Source organism: Streptomyces sp. ICC1, assembly GCF_003287935.1.
GTDB lineage: Bacteria > Actinomycetota > Actinomycetes > Streptomycetales > Streptomycetaceae > Streptomyces > Streptomyces tritrimontium.
Genome location: NZ_CP030287.1, coordinates 6,584,176 through 6,599,421, shown reverse-complemented (window position 1 = coordinate 6,599,421; position 15,246 = coordinate 6,584,176). Strand labels below are relative to the sequence as shown.

The following is a 15,246-nucleotide window of genomic DNA, read 5'->3' as shown; positions in this document are numbered from 1 at the left end:
TGCATGACGGACCCTATGCCGCGTCCAGGGCGCATTCGGCCCAGATGACCTTGCCGCGGGGCGTGTAGCGGGCACCCCAGGACTGGGCCAGCTGTGCCACGAGGAACAGGCCGCGCCCGCCCTCGTCCGTGGTGGCCGCCCGCCGCAGGTGCGGGGCGGTACTGCTGCCGTCGGACACCTCGCAGATCAGCGCGCGGTCGTGGATCAGGCGGACCTGGATCGGCTCGGTGCCGTAGCGGATGGCGTTGGTGACCAGCTCGCTCAGCACCAGCTCGGCGGCGAACGCGAGCTCGTCCAGCCCCCAGTCGGCCAGCCGGCGCGTGGCGGCGGCGCGCAGCGCGGACACCCGCTCGGGGTCGGCCGGCAGGTCCCAGACCGCGATCCGGTCGGCGGGCAGGGTGCGGGTGCGGGCGACGAGCAGGGCGATGTCGTCGGAGGGGTGCTCGGGAGCCATGGCGTGCATGACCGCCTGACAGGTCTCCTCGGGGCTCCGGCCCGGGTGGGCCAGGGTGCGCCGCAGCCGGTCGAGGGCCACGTCGATGTCGCGGTGGCGGTCCTCGACGAGCCCGTCGGTGTAGAGCACGAGGGTGCTGTCCCGGGGGAGCGTGATCTCGGCCGTCTCGAAGGGCAGGCCGCCCAGGCCCAGCGGGGGGCCCGCGGGCAGGTCGGGGAAGCTCGCGGTGCCGTCCGGATGGACCAGGGCGGGCGGGAGGTGGCCGGCCCGGGCCATGGCGCACTGCCGCGAGGTGGGGTCGTAGACGGCGTACAGGCAGGTGGCGCCGGCGATGCCGGTGCTGCCGGTGGCGTGGTCGTCCCCCTCCTCCCGGTCCAGACGCACCAGGAGGTTGTCCAGGTGGGTGAGGAGTTCGTCGGGGGCGAGTTCCAGTTCGGCGAAGTTGCGCGCCGCGGTCCGCAGCCGCCCCATTGTGGCGGCGGCGTGCAGCCCGTGGCCGACGACGTCGCCCACGAGGAGCGCGACGCGGGCGCCGGACAGGGGGATGACGTCGAACCAGTCGCCGCCCACTCCGGACTCGGCGGGCAGATAGCGGTGAGCGACCTCGACGGCGTCCTGCTCGGGCAGGCCGCGGGGGAGCAGGCTGCGCTGGAGCGCCAGGGCCAGGGTGTGCTCCCGGGTGTAGCGGCGGGCGTTGTCGATGCACAGGGCGGCGCGGGCCGCGAGCTCTTGGGCCAGCCGGCTGTCGTCGTCCGCGTACGGGGCGGGGTCCTGCGCGCGGTAGAAGCTCGCGATGCCCAGCAGGACGCCGCGGGCCAGCAGCGGCACGGCGATCAGGGAGTGCACGCCGCGCGCCATGATCCGGCGGGCGCGATCGGGGTCCTGCGCGATCCAGCCGGCCGCGGACCCCAGCTCGGGTTCCAGGAACGTGCGGCTCTCGGTCAGGCAGCGCATGACGGGATTAGCGGCGCCCAGCCGTACGTGCTGACCCGCCGGGTAGAAGGGGCAGTCGTCGCGGATGCCGTGGACCACCGTCCGGTACAGGTCCGTCCCGGGACCGGCGGGGTCGTCGCCGCGCAGTACGGCCTCGGGCAGGTCGACGGTGACGTAGTCGGCCAGGGCCGGGACGGCCATCTCGGCGAGCTCGTGGGCGGTGCGGCCCACGTCCAGGGTGGTGCCGATACGGGTGCTGGCCTCGGCCAGCAGCTCCAGGCGGCGCCGCGCCTCGACGGCGTACTTCCCGACCTCCGGCTCGCCCACCAGGACCAGTCCGCGGACCGCGGCGGGCCGCTGCGCGGTTGTGGGCGCCGGTGGCCCGTCGTTGTTGAGCACGGCCTCGACGACCATGCCCGCCACCCCGGAGCGGCTCGTCACCGGGTGGCTCAGCAAGGTGGCCCCTCGGCCGTGGGGGAGTGCCACGTCGACGACGGCCCGCCGGAACGAGGAGATCAGCTCGCTCGCCCGGTCCTTGAGGATCGTCTGATCGCGCGGATCCAGCGCGGGACCGGTCGGCTCCCGCAGCCCGGTCGGTCCCTCCGGACCGGTCAGTCCCTCCCTGCCGGTCGGTCCCTCCGGACCGGTCAGTCCCTCCCTGCCGGTCGGGCCCCCCGGTCCGTCCGGCCCGGCGTCCAGGTACGCCCGCAGCAGCTCGCGCTCGCGCCGCGAGCTCTGCTCCGTCATCCGCCGCTCGATCGTCCCGGCCGCCCGGCGGAGCAGGACGGCGAGGGCCGGGTGCTCGTAGGTGTGCGGGTAGCCGAAGCAGAGCACGCCCGCGATGTGCCCGCTGAGCTGGTCGCGGATGGGTACGGCGCAGCAGGCGTTCGACTGGGCGCGTTCGGCGAAGTGCTCCGCGCCGAAGACCTGGATGGGGCCGCGTTCGGCCAGCGCGAGGCCGATGCCGTTGGTCCCGGCGAAGCGCTCGGCGAAGACGAAGCCGGGCACGCTCTGGATGGGGGGCAGGCTGCGGGCCAGGGAGGCCTCGCCGAAGCGGCGTTGGAGCACCGTGCCGTTCGCGTCGGTGACCGAGATGTTCATCTGGCTGTCGGAGAACCGGGACTGCAGTGCGTCGAGGACGGGTCCGGCGGCCCGTACGAGCCGGCTGTCCGGATCGAAGTCGTCCCGGTAGGGCAGCTCGGCCCCGTCCGGTGACAGGCCCAGCAGCCGGCAGCGCCGCCAGGAGTTCAGGATCGGGCCGCGCACGCCGGCCTCGACCGGCTCGCCCCCCAGGAACCGCTCACGGGAGCGTGCGGGGCCGATCTGCTCTCCCGTGACCCCCATCTGCATCACTTCCCCTTGCCGATGCCGCGCTCGGCCGTCCCGGGACGAAAGTTGAATCAGTGTGCTTTGAGTATATTCCTGGGGATTTGATGCTTCACAGGAGAGCGACCGGACTGACCGGCGATCCCGTCCCGCCGGGAACGTTCAGGGGTGTCACGACGATCATGAACTCGTGGCGCCCGGCGTGCGCGCACGCGGCGGCCAGCGCCTCCAGGTCCAGGTTGTCCAGCAGCGGCACCCCCATGGCCGCGATGGCGAGGGCGTGGACCGGGGAGTGGAGGCCCTCGACCGGGGACGGCCGGACGTCGCTGTCCCCGTCCGCGCCGAGCAGGCTGATCGCACGCTCGGCCAGCAGCGGCATCGCGTCCACGTGGAAGCCCGCGCTCGCCGCGTCGACGTCCCAGGGGCCCAGTTCGCGCCGGCGCCTGAACCGGCCGGAGCGCAGCAGCACGGCGCATCCCTCGTCGATCCGGACGCCGAGCGCGCGCTCGGCGTCGATCACGTCGCGGGCGCGGACCGCGTGCCCGGGCTCCAGCCAGTCCACCCCGAGGACGGCGGGCAGGTCGAGGAGGACGCCCCTGGTCACGAGCGGGCCCAGCGCCGCCACCGAGCCGAAGCGGGCCCCGCCGGAGCCGATGGCCTCGCGCGCCGGGCGGCCCCCGTAGAGCAGCCCCCGGTAGGCGATGTGCGACAGCGCGTCCAGGTGGCTGACGGCCTTGCCGTGGTAGTCGACGCCGAGGAAGTCCTTGTGGGTGGCCGGTTCCGGAGGCTCCACATCGCCGAGGTCGGACATGTAGTGCAGGGCGGGCTTGGCGTTGTCGGGGCCGGGCCGGGTGTTCCAGGGCAGCCCGAGGGGCACCGCCGTACCGTCCCGGACCAGGGCCGCGGCCCGCCGTACGTGGTCGGGGGTGACCCGGTTCCAGGCGCCCCGGTCGGCCGGGGTCCACCGGCCCCACGTACGGACCGAGGCGAAGAGGGCGTCGAATTCCGCACGGGAGACCCGGGGAACCTCCGCGGGGTCGGTGCTCACGGGCATGCGGCGCTCCAGACTCGCGGGGCGGCGGGCCGGCCCGCCGTTTGCGCATCCCTACCCGCTCCGGCGCAGGCCGGGCCGCTCGGGCCGGGAAGACACCCCCAGGGGACGGACGGACAGGAGTGGCGGCCGCGGGTCCGGGCGAGGCAGGCTGTACTCATGAGGGCGCCCTTGCGCTCGCCCCCGGGACCGGGAGCCGGCGGTCACCACCAGGTCCTTTTCACGCTCGCGGTGTGCTTGCCCTTCGCGCTCGCCCTGCTGGTGCTCCTCATCGAGCTCACTCCCGCGCACGTCGTGTACACCGGCCCCCTGTTGGTCGCGACACCCGCTCTGGCGGCCGTGACGATGGGTCCCACGGGCACGCTCGCGGCCGCGGGGGTGGCCGTCGGCGTCAGCGTGACCACCGCCACCCACAACCACGCCTGGGGCGGCCAGCAGGTCTACACGAACTTCGTCGCCCTGTTCCTGGTGTCCGTGGCCAGCGTCATCACGAGCCGCGCGGCGCGCACCCGCCGGGAGAACGAGCTCAACCAGATCCGCCGCATCGCCGTGGCCGCCCAGGAGGTCCTGCTGCGGCCCGTACCGGCCCGGCTGGGCTCCGTGCGGGCGGCCAGCATGTACCTGGCGGCCGAGACGGGCGCGCAGATCGGCGGAGACCTGTACGACGCGGTCCAGACCCGGTACGGGGTCCGGATGATCGTCGGGGACGTCCGGGGCAAGGGGCTGCCCGCGGTACGCGCCGCCGCGGTCGTGCTCGGCGCGTTCCGGGAGGCGGTGCACTACGAGGACGACCTGGTGGAGGTCGTCAACCACTGCGGAGAGGCCCTGCGCCGGGACGCCGTCGTCATGGGCGCGGGCGCGGGCCCGGAGGGCGCCGACGACGCCCTCCGGGAGTCCTTCGTCACCGCGCTCGTGGTCCAGATCCCCGACGGCCCCCACGTCGTGGTGATCAACCGGGGCCATCCGCCCCCGCTGCTGCTGTGCGACGGCGCCGTACGGTCCCTGGTGCCCACCACCCCGCTGCCGCCGCTCGGCCTCGAGGAGTTCATCACCGGCCCTCCGGGGCGGCCGGACACCTATCCCTTCGCACCGGGGGACCGGATGCTGCTGCACACGGACGGCGTCATCGAGGCCCGGGACGCGGACAACGCCTTCTTCGACCTGCCCGAGGCCATGAAGACGATGCGCGGCCACACCCGGCAGGACTTCCTGGAGGGCCTGCGCGAGGGACTGCTGCGCCACACCCGGGGCTCTTTGGCGGACGACGTGGCGGTCATCCTCGTCGACCGGCTCGAAGAGGACCGGCTCGAAGGCGACCGGCTCGAAGGCGACCGGCTCAGGGACGACCGGCTCGAAGACGGGGCCGGACCAGGCGGCGTACGGCCATGACGACCACCGCCGAGGCGAGGATGCCCACCCCGCCCAGCCGCAGGATCGCGTCGTAGGCCTCCTCGGGCGAGCGCTGCGGCGTCATCGCCGAGATCCCCGCGGCCGTCCCGGCCAGCGCGATCGCGCCCAGCGTGACCAGGAACGTCAGCAGTACGCCCGACGCCTCACCCGCCCTGGCCGGCGCGACGATCTGCTGGGTCGCCACGCTGGAGTAGGTCCAGCCAAGCCCCAGGCCCAGGCCGCACCACGCGAACACCGGTACGTACAGCCACCAGGCGGTCGCCTGGGCCAGCGCGTACATCCCCGTGCCCGCGACGGCCGCGGCCAGCGCCATCACCGTGGTCGGCGCCATGTGCCGGCCCAGGCGCGCCCCGAGCGGCCCGCTGAGGGCCACCAGCAGGGCCGGGGCCAGGAAGACCGTGCCGGCCAGCAGCGGCGAGAGCCCGCGCACGCCCTGGAGGTAGAGGGTGGCGAGGAAGACGGTGACGCCATAGCCCATGTTCGTGAGCGAGCCCATCGCGGTCACCAGGACGTACGGGACGTCGCGGAACAGCCGCAGGTCGATCAGCGGGTGCCGGGCCAGCCGCTCCCGCACGAGGAACAGCCCGCCGGCCACGACGGCCCCCGCGAACAGGAGCAGGACGCGGGCGCTGTCCCAGCCCCAGGCGTCCCCGCGCTCCACGGCCATGGTGAGGGCGGCCAGGGCGCACACGATCAGGGCGCAGCCGAGGAGGTCGAGCTCGCGCGGCGCCGAGACGTCGCGCGAGTCCGGGACGTAGGCGAGGGCGACGAGCAGCGAGATCAGGCCCAGCGGCGCCATCAGCCAGAAGATCCAGCGCCAGCCGGGCCCCTCGGTGAACCCTCCGCCCACGAAGGGCCCGAGCGCGGTCCCGATGTTGGCGACGCCGAACACGCCGCCCAGCGCCTTCGCGCGGGTCTGCTCGGGAAAGGTGTTGGTGATCACGGACACGGCCACCGGGAAGACGAACGCGGCGCCCACGCCCTGGGCGATCCGGGCCGCCACCAGGGGACCGAGGCCGGGCGCCAGCGCGCACCCCACGGAACCGGCCGTGAACAGGGCGGTCCCGGCGAGCAGGGTCCCCCGCCGCCCGAAGACGTCCCCCACCCGGCCGCCGACGATGAAGAAGCAGCCGATGGCGAGCATGTACGCGGACAGGGTCCACTGCGCCGCCGACACCGTGACGCCGAGTTCCTCGGAGATCCCGGGAAGGGCGAGGTTGAGGGCGAAGAAGTCGAGCTGGATGCAGAACAGGGCGACGGCGACCGCGACGAAGGCTCCCGTCCGCGCTGCCGCCGAAGACTCGGCGCGCATGGGCGCGCTCCTCTCAGCCGACGTCGAAGCCGACGTCGACGCCGTCGGAGTCGGGGGCACCATCGACGGCCGCACGCATGCCCTCACCCCATTGTGGGGCGGCCCGCCGGGGCCCGCATCCGGACCACGGGCTTCGCCGTCGCCGCCAACGGGCCCCCGTTGGTTTCGCGTTGGTCGCCGGTTGGCCGCCACCGGCAGCCTCAAGGCGTACGGGAACACCGGTCCACGAGATACGGAGCCCTGGGCGCGGCGGCCGTCGCGCCGGCCGCGACCGAGGCCCCGGCCGGCTGCAACAGCGGAGGGCTGTGCGTGGACTGGAACACCGACTACCGGGGCGGCGTGCAGACCGTCTACCAGAACAACACGGATCTCACCGGCTACGCGAACTTCAAGAACGCCCTGCACGGTTCGGCCTTCAACAACGGCAACAGCTGCAACGTGACGCTGTACAAGGCCACGGGCTAACAGGGCACGCCCTGGCACCTGGACCGCGGCCCCGGCTGGCTGGACATCCAGGACAACCTGATCACCATCGCGTCCAACAAGTGGTGCCTGTACCAGACCGATGGGTTCCAGGACACGGACCGCAGCCGTGGCACTGCTCCTGGGTCTCGGTGCCGCCGGATGCTCGGCATCCGGCGGCACCGCCGCCGCCCGCCCTGCGCGGCGTCAGCCTCGAACTGCCCCCCGGCCGCCGGATCGCCGTCATCGGCGCCAGCGGCTCCGGAAAGTCGACGCTGCTCGCGGCGATCGCCCGACTGGTCGTCCCCGCCGGGGGCGGCATCACCCTCGACGGCGAAGTCCTCGCCCGCGTACCGGAGTCCACCCTGCGCCGCACCGTCAGCGGCTCCCTCCAGGACGCGCACGTCTTCCACACCTCCGTCCGCAACAACCTGCGGCCCGCCCGCCCCGACGCCACCGACGCCGAGATCCGCGAGGCGCTGCGCCACGCCGGCCTGCTCGACTGGGTCCTCGGCCTGCCCGAAGGCCTGGACACCTTCGTGGGCTCCGACGGCGGCCGGCTCTCCGGCGGCCAGCGCCGACGGCTCCTGCTGGCCCGCGCGCTCCTCGCCGCCCCGCCCGTCCTGCTCCTCGACGAGCCGACGGAGGGCCTCGACGGGGCAGCCGCCGACGCCGTCCTCGCCGACGTGCTCGACAGCACCCGCGGCCGGTCGCTGATCCTCGTCACCCACCGCCTCCAGGGCCTGGAGGCCATGGACGAGGTGCTGGTGATGGCCGACGGCCGGATCATCCGGCGCGGCACCCCCCGAGCCGTCCTCGAGCCGTCCCCGAAGGGCTCGGGCGAATCTCTCACCGTGCCTGTATGACCGTACGCACGGAGGAGCCGAAGACCGATGGCCGCCCCGACCCAACCCCGTATCGACCCGCCCGCGTCCCACCGGCCCAGCGCCGTACTCCTGGGCCGCCCCCGCTGGTTCGTCACCCTGTGGGGCACGGACATGTGGGAGCGGTTCAGCTTCTACGGGATGACGGCGATCCTCGTCCTGTACTCGACGGAGTCCACCGCCAACGGCGGCCTCGGCATGTCCAACGAGGACGCGGCGCTGCTCTACGGCCTCTACATGGCCTCGGTGTTCATCGCCTCCGTCCCCGGCGGCTGGATCGGTGACCGCGTCCTCGGCACCTACCGCGCGGTGCTCTACGGCGGGATCCTGATCGGGCTCGGCCACCTCTGCATGGCGGTCCCGGTCACCGGCTTCTTCTACCCCGGCCTGCTGCTCATCGCGCTCGGCACCGGCATGCTCAAGCCGAACATGGCGGGCCTCCTCAGCTCCTTCTACGACCGCGACGACCGCGCGGGCCGCGATGCCGGCTTCGCCATCTTCTACATGAGCGTGCAGGTCAGCGCCCTGATCGCGCCCATCGTCGTGGGTGCGGTCGGCGAGGGAGTGAACTGGCACCTCGGCTTCGGCCTCGCCGCCCTCGGCATGGCCGTGGGCCTGATCCAGTACGTCAGGGGCGCCCGCGACTTCCAGGGCGTGGGCGGCGCCCCCGAGCGTGCCGCGAGCCCGTCCCAGCGCACCCGGGTACTGCGCGTCTCCCTGGCCGCCACCGCCCTCGTGCTCGCCGTCTACGGAGCGGACGCCGCCCTCGGCACCTTCGAGATCGGCCACGTCATGGCGCTGATCGGGCTGCTGTGCATGACCGCGCCCGTGATCTGCTTCTGGCGGCTGATCCGCAACCCGCTGCTGACCGCGGGGGAGCGGGTCAGGGTGAAGACGTACATCTGGCTGTTCCTGGCCTCCGCCGTGTTCTGGGCGCTGTTCCTCCAGGGCGGGTCCGTCTTCACGCTCTTCGCCAAGGAGTCCACCGACCGGGAGATGTTCGGCACCACCGTGCCCGCCAGCTGGTTCCACGCGGCGATCCCGATGTTCGTGCTGGTCACCGCGCCGCTGTTCGCCTGGCTCTGGACCCGCGCCGGGGACCGCATCCCGACCGCGGTGAAGTACGCCATCGGCATGAGCCTCACCGGCGCCGCCTACCTCGTCATGGCGCTCGCCGCGCTCGGGGCAGGCGGCGGGAAACTCGTCTCGCCGCTCTGGCTCATCCTGTCCTTCCTGCTGCTCGCCGCCGGCGAAGTGGCCTTCGCACCCGTCGGGATGAGCGCGACCACGGCCGTCGCCCCGGCCACCTTCACCAGCCAGATGGTCTCCCTGTTCTGGCTGTCCGGCGCGCTCGGCGGCGGTATCGGCGGCAACGCGCTGAAGGTCTCGGGCGATCGGGTGCCCGGATCCGGCTACTTCCTCGTGCTGGGCCTCGCCGCCCTCGCGGTGGGCGTCGGGCTCGTCCTCGGACGCCGCCCGCTGACCCGCCGTCTGGGCGTCTGACCCGGTCCCCGGGCCCGGATCCCGGACCCGGGTCCCTGCCCGGATCCCCGGGCCGGGGATCAGGAAAGCGGCCTGGTCAGCACGTAGACGGTCCTGAGCACGAGCGCGGCGGACAGCACCAGCAGGTGGTACCCGATCAGCCCGAACAGGCCCAGCCCCGGAGTCACCTCCGGCCCGCCCCCGATGCTCAGCAGCTGCGCCCCCAGCGCCCCGAAGAAGATCCCGAGGAAGGTCAGCAGGACCCGGCTGAGCAGCTCGCCGATCACCCGCCGGTCGCGGGCGTCGGAGAGCAGCCGGATGTTCAGCCCCAGCCGCCCCTCCTCCAGCGCCCCGCCGATCCGGTCGAGGCGCCGGGGGAGCCGGCGCAGTACGGGCAGCAGCGCCATCATCTCGTCGCGCGCGGTGCCCCGTATGTTGTCCGACTCCAGCTGCCGGGCGAACCGTGCGGCGGCGTACGAGCGGGACGCGTCCAGGATGTCGAAGCCGTCCGACACCCGCTGCAGGGTGCCCTCGAGGGTGGCCAGGGCCCGGAACACCGCCGCCAGCTCCGGCGGCACCGTCAGCCGGAACTCGGCCACGAGCCGGAACAGGGCGGTGAACATCGCCACGTCGGGAGCGGACCCGTGCCCCAGGTGCCGGCCGCTGAACTGCCCGAGCGCCCGCTGCAACCGCTGCTCGTCGACCTCCTCCGGCCGGTCGGTCACCTCCAGCAGCGCGTCGCACAGCGCCACCGGGTCCCCGCGGTCGACGGCGAGGAACAGCCCGGCCATGGCGGAGCGCAGCCCGCTGTCCAGGCGCCCCACCGAGCCGAAGTCGAGCAGGGCGGGGCTTCCGTCGGGGAGCAGCAGGATGTTGCCCGGATGCGGATCGGCGTGGAACACCCCGTCGTACATGATCTGGTCGAGCAGCGCGGTGAGCAGGGTCTTCGCCAGCTTCCTCCCGTGCTCGGGGCTGTCGGGGCGGGCCTGGCCGAGCGGTGTTCCGTCGATCCGGCTCATCACCAGGACGCGGTCGTCGCTCAGTTCCCCGCACAGCACGGGGAAGACGACGCTGTCGTCCCGGCGCGCCTCGGCGGCCCGGCTCACGGCGGTCATGTTGCGGGCCTCGACCCGGAAGTCCAGCTCCTCGCGCAGCGCCACCGCGAACCCCTGGGCCAGTTCGGTCAGCCCGAGGCTGCGGCCCCAGTCCGCACGGACCTGGAGGGTCCGGGCGAGGCGGGCGACGATGTCCAGGTCCCGGTCGACCGCCTCGCGGATCCCGGGCCGCTGCACCTTGACGATGACGCGCGTGCCGTCGCGCAGCACGGCCGCGTGCACCTGGGCGACGGAGGCGGCGGCGAGCGGTTCGCGGTCGAACTCGGAGAACACCTCGTCCGTGGGCGCCCCGAGGCTTTCCAGCAGGATGGCCTCCACCGCGGGCCAGGGTGCGGGCGGCACCTGGTCCTGGAGGTGGCTGAGCTCTTCGACGTACGCCTCGGGCAGCAGGTCGCGCCGGGTGGACATCACCTGTCCCAGCTTCACGAAGGTGGTGCCGCCCGCCTGGAGGGCCCCGCGCAGTTCCCGGGCCAGGTGGGCGTGCCGGGTGCCGTCGGCGCTTCTGGCCCGGCCCGTGAGATAGGGGCGCAGGCCGTGGCGGCCGAGGATCGCGACGATCTCGGAGTAGCGCCGGGCCCGTGACAGCCGGGCGCGGACCGACGGGATCCAGCCCAGCGGCCGCATCCCGCCGGACGGCAGCGCCAGATCGAGGACGACGAGGCAGACCATCGCGGTCAGCAGCCCCACGCCGACCATCAGGGAGAACAGGAGTGGGCCTCTGACCTGCAACTGCGGCCCGATGAGCGTCCCGGAAACCGAGACGCCGACCACCGCGGCGACCATCACGCGCAGGACGCCCGCATCCATGCCGAGCATGCGCCTGCCCAGGATCGCCGGGAGGACGATCACGGCAAATGCGCCACCAAATCCGATGAACCACATATCGGTCAGGGTAGTGAATTCACCTTTCATCAAAGGGAGTTGTGGTCGATTCCGGCTTGAGTCCCGGTGGAGCGCCGCCGTCGCCGCGGGCGCGGGGGTTGACGGGCTCCGCCATATCTCTCTAAATTAGAGATATACGGAAAACGAGAAACGCGGAAAGAGAGCAAAGGGGATCGTCATGCAGACGCAGACCACCGCAGGCCCCGCCGGCCCCGCCGTCCTCGAAGGGGTCCGGACCCTGCTGGACGGGCTGTCCGAGCACTGGAATGCCGCCGACGGCGCCGGATACGCCGGGCTGTTCACGCCGGACGCCGCGTACGTCCAGTTCAACGGGGTCGTGCTGGAAGGCCGTCAGGAGATCGCGGACACGCACGACCTGATGTTCCGCACGATGCTGTACGGCACCCGGCTGGTGTGCGAGGACATCGAGAGCGTCCGCATGGTCGACGAGCACACCGCCGTCGTGGTCTCCACCGGAGCCGCGCTCTTCCCCTGGCAGCGCGAGGTCACCGCCAAGCGGCGGTCGAGGCAGACGCTGGTCCTGGTCCGCGAAGGGGACCGCTGGACGGTCGCGTCCTTCCACAACGGCCGGGTGAAGCCGTTCCCGACCTCCGGACCGCTGTTCGCGGTGGCCGCCAAGGCCGTGCGCCTGCGCGTGGACCGGGCCCTGCGCTCCCGGCAGCCCCGCTGACCTGCCGGGACCGGACGCACCCGGGCCGGACCGCGCCAGTACGCTGTCCGCACCACACCGCACCGGACCGGCAGGAAGGCAGCTCGAGGATGCAACCGCACAGCGAAGAGGACCCCTCCTTCGCCACGCTGCTGTCGCTCGCGACGGCACTGCGGGTGCAGGCCGCGCGCACGGTCCTCTTCCAGTCCGCGGTGGCCCAGTCGGTGGGCCTCAACGCCACCGACTTCAACTGCCTGAGCCTGCTCGACCTGGAAGGGCCGATGACCCCCGGCCGGCTCGCCGAGCGCGTCGGACTCAGCCGGGGCGGGGCCATCACCGCGGTCATCGACCACTTGCAGAAGGCCGGGTTCGTACGGCGCCGCCCCGACCCCGGGGACCGCAGGCGGGTCATCGTCGAAGCCGTTCCCGAGGCCTTCGCGGAGCGGGTCGAGAAGGTCTTCACCGGATACCGGGGCGCCCTCGGCGAACTGCTCTCCACACTGACCGGGGAGCAGCGGCAGTTGCTCCTGGACGTCACCACCCGGGGCAACGAGATCTTCCACGCCGAGACCCTGCGACTGCTCTCCGGCGCACCGGACAAGGCCGCGAAGGCCCCCGCCGCCTCCTGACCCGCCGACCCCTGCCGTCGGCCCTGACCCGCCGGCCCGCTCCGCCGGATCCGCCCCCACCGCCGGATCCGGCCACCGCGACGGGATCCGGTGCGCCTTCCAGCCACATGCGCCCGGCGTTCAAGCGGGGCTCCAGCCGTGCTCCACGCCGCTGTGGGGACCTGGGCAGGTTGCCTAGACAAGGAGTGCATGGTGACCACCGCACCGGTCAGGGGCGTCGGCAGCCCCGACACACCGCCGCCACCCCCTCGCAAGACCCTTCTGGAACGCACCTCGGCCTTCAGCCAGCGACACCGCTGGACCGCCCTCTTACTGTGGACCGTCATCCTGGTGGGCGTCTGGGGCGGCGCCTCGGCCGTCGGAGACGGCTACCGCGACGACTTCTCCCTGCCCGGAACGGAAACCCAGCAGACGCTGGACGTCCTCGCGAAGCACGGCTCCGTCCAGGCCGGCGACAGCGTGAAGATCGTGCTGCGCGACGAGGCCGGAATCTCCGGCGCCGACACCAGGCAGCGGGTCACCGCGATGCTGGACGAGGTCGCCAAGCTCCCCACGGTCGCCCGGGTCCAGAGCCCCTACACGGAGACCTCGGCCGTCTCCAAGGACGGCACGATCGGCTACGCCACGGTCGTCCTCAAGGGCAAGAGCGGGCTCATGGAGCGGGTCGACACCCTCAAGATCCTCGACACCGCGCGCACGGCCCAGAGCGGCACCCTCCAGGTCGAGCTCGGCGGTGAAGCCGCCCGCAAGCTCGCCGAGCAGGAGGGTGGTGCCTCCGAGGGCATCGGCCTCCTCGCCGCCCTGGTGATCCTCGCGTTCATGTTCGGCACGGTCATCGCCGCCGGACTGCCCATCATCACCGCCGTGTTCGCCGTGGGCACCACCCTCGGCGGGGTCGTGCTCGTCTCGCACTTCGTCAACATCGCCAGCTACACCCAGTACGTCCTGATCCTCGTCGGTCTCGGCGTCGGCATCGACTACGCGCTGCTGATCTTCGCCCGCTACCGCGCCGAACTGGTCAGGGGGGCGAGTCCGGAGGCAGCCTCCGCCAAGGCCCTCGACATCGCCGGGCGCACGGTCTTCTTCGCCGGCTGCACGGTCATCGTCGCGCTGATGGGCCTGGTGGTGATGGGCCTCGGCTCGCTCCAGGGCACCGCCGTCGCCCTCTCGCTGACCGTGCTCGTCACCATGCTGGCCTCGCTCACCCTGCTGCCCGCCCTGCTGGCCATCTTCGGCAAGCGGTTCGCCCGCCAGTTCACCGCCAAGGCGCAAAAGCGCGTGGCCAAGGGCAAGTCCGCCGAGGGCGGGGCCGCTTGGCGCCGCTGGGCGAGCGGTGTGCAGCGCCGTCCGCTGGCCGCCCTGCTGCTCTCCGTGGTCGCACTCGGCGCGCTGGCGGCACCGGCCCTCGGCATGCGCCTCGGGTTCGCCGACTCCGGCAACGACCCCGCCGCGTCCACCAGCCGCAAGGCGTACGACCTCCTCGCCGACGGCTTCGGCCCCGGCTTCAACGGCTCGCTCGTCGTGGTCGCCGAGGGCGACAGCAAGGCCGGCGCGGCTCTGTCCGCCAAGCTCAGGTCCACCGCCGGCATCGCCGCGGCCTCGCCCGCCTTCCCGGCGAAGGACCAGCAGGCGTTCACCGTCATCGTCTTCCCCACCTCCGCCCCGCAGGACGCCAAGACCTCCGACCTCGTCCACGAGCTGCGGGACAACGTCCTGCCCGAACTCGCCCGGGAACACCCGGCGACGTACCTCGTCGGCGGCGCCACCGCGGCCGTCGTGGACTACTCCGACGCCGTCGCCAAGCGCATTCCGGTGTTCATCGCGATCGTCGTCGGCCTGTCCCTGATCCTCCTGGTGATCGTCTTCCGATCGATCCTGATCCCGCTCAAGGCCGCCCTGCTGAACCTGCTGAGCATCGGCTCCGCGCTGGGCGCCATGACGCTGGTCTTCCAGGAGGGCATGTTCGGCGTCGAGCCGGGGCCGATCCAGGCCTACCTCCCGATCATGATCTTCGCGATCGTCTTCGGCCTCTCCATGGACTACGAGATCTTCCTGGTCTCCCGGGTCCGCGAGGAGTGGGACCGTACGAAGGAGCCCGACACGGCCATCCGCGAGGGCCTCGCCCACACCGGCTCGCTCATCGTCGCCGCCGGCCTCATCATGATCGCGGTTTTCGGCGCCTTCATGCTGGGCGGCGACCGGATGCTCCAGCAGTTCGGCTTCGGCATGGCCGTCGCGGTTTTCGTCGACGCCATCGTCATCCGCCTCCTGATCGTCCCGGCCGCCATGCAGCTGATGGGCCGCAAGGCCTGGTGGATCCCGGCGGGCCTGGACCGGCTGCTGCCCACGCTCAACATCGAGAAGCACGGCTGAGGTGCCCGCACCACGCGCGAGCGGCCCGGGACGCACGCCGTCCCGGGCCGCTCGCGCGCCCGGGACGGGACGGTCCGGTACTCCTGTAGTCCATCGCGAGCAGCGGGCGCTTTCCTGACGGTGTGCGGGCGAACCACCAGGGCGGCCCCACTGCGACGGCGGGCATCCCCCGCCCCGTCGTCGCCGGGCCGCCCTGGTTCCCGCCTTCCTCACCGCGGCGCCCGGCATCCCCCTGTCCGGGCGCCGCAGGTCGTTCCCCGGCC

The 15,246-nt window shown here is 72.9% G+C and carries 11 protein-coding genes; 7 read left to right on the top strand and 4 right to left on the bottom strand.

All coding sequences use genetic code 11. The features are described 5' to 3' along the window. Nucleotides 1-13: 13 nt before the first annotated feature. Nucleotides 14-2,731, bottom strand: a complete 2,718-nt coding sequence (locus DRB96_RS30950; protein ID WP_112453900.1) for a SpoIIE family protein phosphatase — start codon at nucleotides 2,729-2,731, stop codon at nucleotides 14-16. A gap of 94 nt (nucleotides 2,732-2,825) precedes the next feature. Beyond that, nucleotides 2,826-3,767, bottom strand: coding sequence for a cyclase family protein (locus DRB96_RS30945; RefSeq protein WP_112451435.1), 942 nt, complete (start codon nucleotides 3,765-3,767; stop codon nucleotides 2,826-2,828). Between the two features lie 156 nt (nucleotides 3,768-3,923). Here DRB96_RS30945 and DRB96_RS30940 point away from each other — a divergent pair, with 156 nt between their 5' ends. Then, nucleotides 3,924-5,153, top strand: coding sequence for a PP2C family protein-serine/threonine phosphatase (locus DRB96_RS30940; protein WP_112451434.1), 1,230 nt, complete (start codon nucleotides 3,924-3,926; stop codon nucleotides 5,151-5,153). On the opposite strand, the gene DRB96_RS30935 is transcribed toward DRB96_RS30940, so the two are convergent. After that, on the bottom strand, nucleotides 5,101-6,486 hold the full coding sequence (locus DRB96_RS30935) for an MFS transporter (protein ID WP_162688785.1): 1,386 nt from the start codon (nucleotides 6,484-6,486) through the stop codon (nucleotides 5,101-5,103). The two genes, DRB96_RS30940 and DRB96_RS30935, sit on opposite strands and share 53 nt — an antisense overlap. Nucleotides 6,487-6,795: 309 nt before the next feature. Between DRB96_RS30935 and DRB96_RS45170 the strand changes: the two genes are divergently transcribed. The 3 genes from DRB96_RS45170 to DRB96_RS30920 all read left to right on the top strand — a co-directional run bounded on the left by DRB96_RS45170 (nucleotide 6,796) and on the right by DRB96_RS30920 (nucleotide 9,335). Next, nucleotides 6,796-6,951: a hypothetical protein gene (locus DRB96_RS45170; protein ID WP_239516394.1), complete on the top strand. Its 156-nt coding sequence runs from the start codon at nucleotides 6,796-6,798 to the stop codon at nucleotides 6,949-6,951. A gap of 149 nt (nucleotides 6,952-7,100) precedes the next feature. Beyond that, the gene (locus tag DRB96_RS30925; protein ID WP_239517782.1) at nucleotides 7,101-7,814 is read left to right on the top strand and encodes an ATP-binding cassette domain-containing protein; all 714 of its coding nucleotides are present in this window, start codon (nucleotides 7,101-7,103) and stop codon (nucleotides 7,812-7,814) included. Nucleotides 7,815-7,841: 27 nt separating this feature from the next. Continuing rightward, complete coding sequence (locus tag DRB96_RS30920) at nucleotides 7,842-9,335, top strand: oligopeptide:H+ symporter (protein WP_112451432.1); 1,494 nt, start codon at nucleotides 7,842-7,844, stop codon at nucleotides 9,333-9,335. 59 nt (nucleotides 9,336-9,394) lie between these two features. Here DRB96_RS30920 and DRB96_RS30915 read toward each other — a convergent pair whose 3' ends face one another. Next, on the bottom strand, nucleotides 9,395-11,311 hold the full coding sequence (locus tag DRB96_RS30915; protein ID WP_112451431.1) for an AarF/UbiB family protein: 1,917 nt from the start codon (nucleotides 11,309-11,311) through the stop codon (nucleotides 9,395-9,397). A 178-nt stretch (nucleotides 11,312-11,489) separates the two neighbouring features. Here DRB96_RS30915 and DRB96_RS30910 point away from each other — a divergent pair, with 178 nt between their 5' ends. From DRB96_RS30910 to DRB96_RS30900, 3 genes are all read left to right on the top strand, one after another. Continuing rightward, nucleotides 11,490-12,002, top strand: a complete 513-nt coding sequence (locus DRB96_RS30910) for an SgcJ/EcaC family oxidoreductase (protein WP_112451430.1) — start codon at nucleotides 11,490-11,492, stop codon at nucleotides 12,000-12,002. Between the two features lie 89 nt (nucleotides 12,003-12,091). Then, the gene (locus DRB96_RS30905; protein WP_112451429.1) at nucleotides 12,092-12,610 is read left to right on the top strand and encodes a MarR family transcriptional regulator; all 519 of its coding nucleotides are present in this window, start codon (nucleotides 12,092-12,094) and stop codon (nucleotides 12,608-12,610) included. A 189-nt stretch (nucleotides 12,611-12,799) separates the two neighbouring features. Next, the gene (locus tag DRB96_RS30900) at nucleotides 12,800-14,983 is read left to right on the top strand and encodes an MMPL family transporter (RefSeq protein WP_112451428.1); all 2,184 of its coding nucleotides are present in this window, start codon (nucleotides 12,800-12,802) and stop codon (nucleotides 14,981-14,983) included. Nucleotides 14,984-15,246: the final 263 nt, after the last annotated feature.